This window comes from Protofrankia sp. CiP1_Cm_nod2 (genome assembly GCF_920664355.1).
GTDB lineage: Bacteria > Actinomycetota > Actinomycetes > Frankiales > Frankiaceae > Protofrankia.
The window spans coordinates 1-2,759 of the sequence record NZ_CAKKTL010000174.1 but is presented as its reverse complement, the minus strand read 5'-3'; the positions used below and the strand labels follow the sequence as shown (position 1 = coordinate 2,759).

At 73.8% G+C, this 2,759-nt stretch carries 2 protein-coding genes; both read left to right on the top strand.

Annotated features, from left to right (window positions below; all coding sequences use genetic code 11):
• Positions 1-112 precede the first annotated feature (112 nt).
• On the top strand, positions 113-958 hold the full coding sequence (locus NBW84_RS17595) for a RecB family exonuclease (RefSeq protein WP_445548751.1): 846 nt from the start codon (positions 113-115) through the stop codon (positions 956-958).
• A 525-nt stretch (positions 959-1,483) separates the two neighbouring features.
• Entirely contained in the window at positions 1,484-2,683 is a 1,200-nt protein-coding gene (locus tag NBW84_RS17590; RefSeq protein ID WP_250285831.1) for an aminotransferase class I/II-fold pyridoxal phosphate-dependent enzyme, read from the top strand.
• Positions 2,684-2,759 lie beyond the last annotated feature (76 nt).

The following is a 2,759-nucleotide window of genomic DNA, read 5'->3' as shown; positions in this document are numbered from 1 at the left end:
GGACGGCATGGGCGCGTCACCGGGACGGCGGCGGGACGGCATGAGGGTGTCACCAGGGCGGCGGCAGGACGGATGAGAGGATCGTCTCGTGGCCCAGTTGCAGCTGGACGGCATGCCGCGGCGGCTGTTCGTGTGCACCCCGTCGAAACTGTCCGCGTTCGCGGAATGCCCCCGCCGCTACCGGATGGCCTATCTCGACCGGCCGGCGCCGGTGAAGGGGCCGCCATGGGCGCACAACTCCCTCGGCTCCAGCGTGCACAACGCCCTGCGGGCCTGGTGGGACGAACCGCTGGCCCGCCGCACGCCGACCCGCGCCGCCCACCTCGTCCGGCTGCTGTGGGTCACGGACGGCTGGCGGGACGCCGAGCAGTCCACGGCCTGGCGGGAACGGGCCGCGCAGATGGCCGGACGTTACGTGGCCACCCTCGACCCGGCCCGCGAGCCCAGGGCGGTGGAACGCCAGGTCGCCGCGCGCACCGAACGGCTGGCCCTGTCCGGGCGGGTCGACCGGCTCGACGACCGGGACGGCGAGCTCGTCGTCGTCGACTACAAGACGGGACGCCGCGCGCCCACCGACGACGACGCCCGGGTCTCCCAGGCGCTGGCGCTGTACGCGCTGGCGGTCTCCCGCACTCTGCGCCGCCCCTGCTGGCGGGTGGAGCTGCACCATCTGCCCACCGGCACCGTGGCCAGCGCCGAGCATGACGAGGCGTCGCTGCACCGCCAGCTGCAGCGGGCCGAGGCGCTGGCCGACGACGCCGAGCGGGCGGCCGAGGCGCTGCGTGATGGCGCCGAGCCGGACACGGCGTTCCCGCCACAGCCGGGCCGGCTGTGTTCCTGGTGCGACTACCGGCGGCACTGCCCCGAGGGCCGCGCCGCAGCCCCCGACCGGGCCCCCTGGGACGCCGTCGCCGTCGCCGACGCCGTCGCCGACGCCGGCACCGAGCCGTCCGGCTGAGCCCCGTACTCCTCTGGGGTCAGCCCGTACCCTGGGCCGGAGACGCCTGCCGCCCTCGGGCACGCCCCGTCCCCTCGCGCCTGCCCATCCGCTCTCGCGCCAGCCCGTCCCTGCGCGGCCCGGCCGGGGAGTGCCGGGGAATCTGGCTGGCATTTGCCCGGGTAAGGCTGCGACCTGCGGAAACACCTGAACGCCGTCGTCCGCCACACCTCTGTTCGGGCAGCCCCGCCGAAGTGCCCGAAGGACGGGACTCGGTACTGTCACGACAGTACCGAGTCCCGTCCTTGCTCATGGGCCGTTGTAGGGATCATGCGAATGGCCGCTGCCTCCGGCTCTCCGCCGCTGTTACCGGTCGTGGCCCCGCCGGCGGTTTCGGTCGAGGAGCGTCCGGGACCTGCTCGTTGTCCGGTAGGCCGGCGGGAGCTGGGCCATGATGGCTTCGTGACAGAGCGAGTGAGTGCCGGCCAGCCGAACACCGTGTCCACGGTCGCGGCCGTGTCTCCGGCCGTGCTGCCGGACGCCCGGCTGCCCGGTGGCGGCCGGGCCCGGCCCGCGGGCAGCCCGTCGCGGGTGTCGGCGAAGGCCGGGACGTTCACCGAGTCGGTGATCCGGGAGATGACCCGGCTCTGCCTGGCACACGACGGCATCAACCTCGCCCAGGGCTTCCCGGACTTCCCCTGCCCGGCCGAGCTGAAGGAGGCGGCGAAGGCCGCCATCGACGCGGACGACAACCAGTACGCCATCACCTGGGGCGCGAAGGCCTTCCGGCACGCCATCGCTGCCAAGGTCGCCCGTACCTACCCGGGGTGGACGGTGGACCCGGAGACCGAGATCTGCGTGACCTGCGGCTCCACCGAAGCGATGATCGCGACCATGCTCGCGCTGGTCGACCCCGGCGAGGAGGTGCTGCTCTTCGAGCCCTTCTACGAGAACTACGGCCCGGACACGATCCTCTCCGGCGCGCGGCCGAGGTTCGTCCCGCTGCACGGGCCCGACTGGAGCATCGACGAGGCGCAGCTGCGCGCCGCCTTCTCCGACCGGGTGCGGGCCGTCGTCATCAACACGCCGCACAACCCGACCGGCAAGGTGTTCACCCGCGCCGAGCTGGAGCTGATCGCCGAGCTCTGCCAGCGGCACGACGCGCTCGTCCTCACCGACGAGATCTATGAGCACATCCAGTATCTCGGCCCGGGCGGGCACATCCCGCCCGCCACCGTCCCGGGGCTCGCCGACCGCACGGTCACGATCAACGCCCTGTCGAAGACCTACGCGGTGACGGGCTGGCGGGTCGGCTGGACCATCGCCCCACCGGCCTACACCGCCGCCATCCGCAAGGTCCACGACTTCCTGACCGTCGGGGCCGCCGCGCCGTTGCAGGCGGGCGGGGCCGCCGCCATGGCACTGCCGCCGAGCTACTACGACGGCCTCGTCGCCGACTACCTCGAGCGCCGTGACCTGCTGTGCGACGCGCTCGCCACGGCCGGCTTCCGCTTCCGGCCGCCGGACGGCGCGTACTACGTCATGTGCGATACGCGATCGTTCGACCCCGACGGGGACGACGTGGCCTTCGCCCGCCGGCTGCTGGAGACGGCCGGGGTGGCGTCGGTCCCCGGGTCGTCGTTCTTCAACGATCCCGCGTACGGGCGTCACATCGTGCGTTTCGCCTTCCCGAAACGGCTGGACACCCTGCGGGCGGCGGCACAGCGGCTGGCCACCCTCGCCTGACGCGCCCCGCCACGCGCCCCCGGCGACCGCCCCGCCCCGGCGACCGCCGCGCCGACGCCACCGGGAAGTGCCCCGC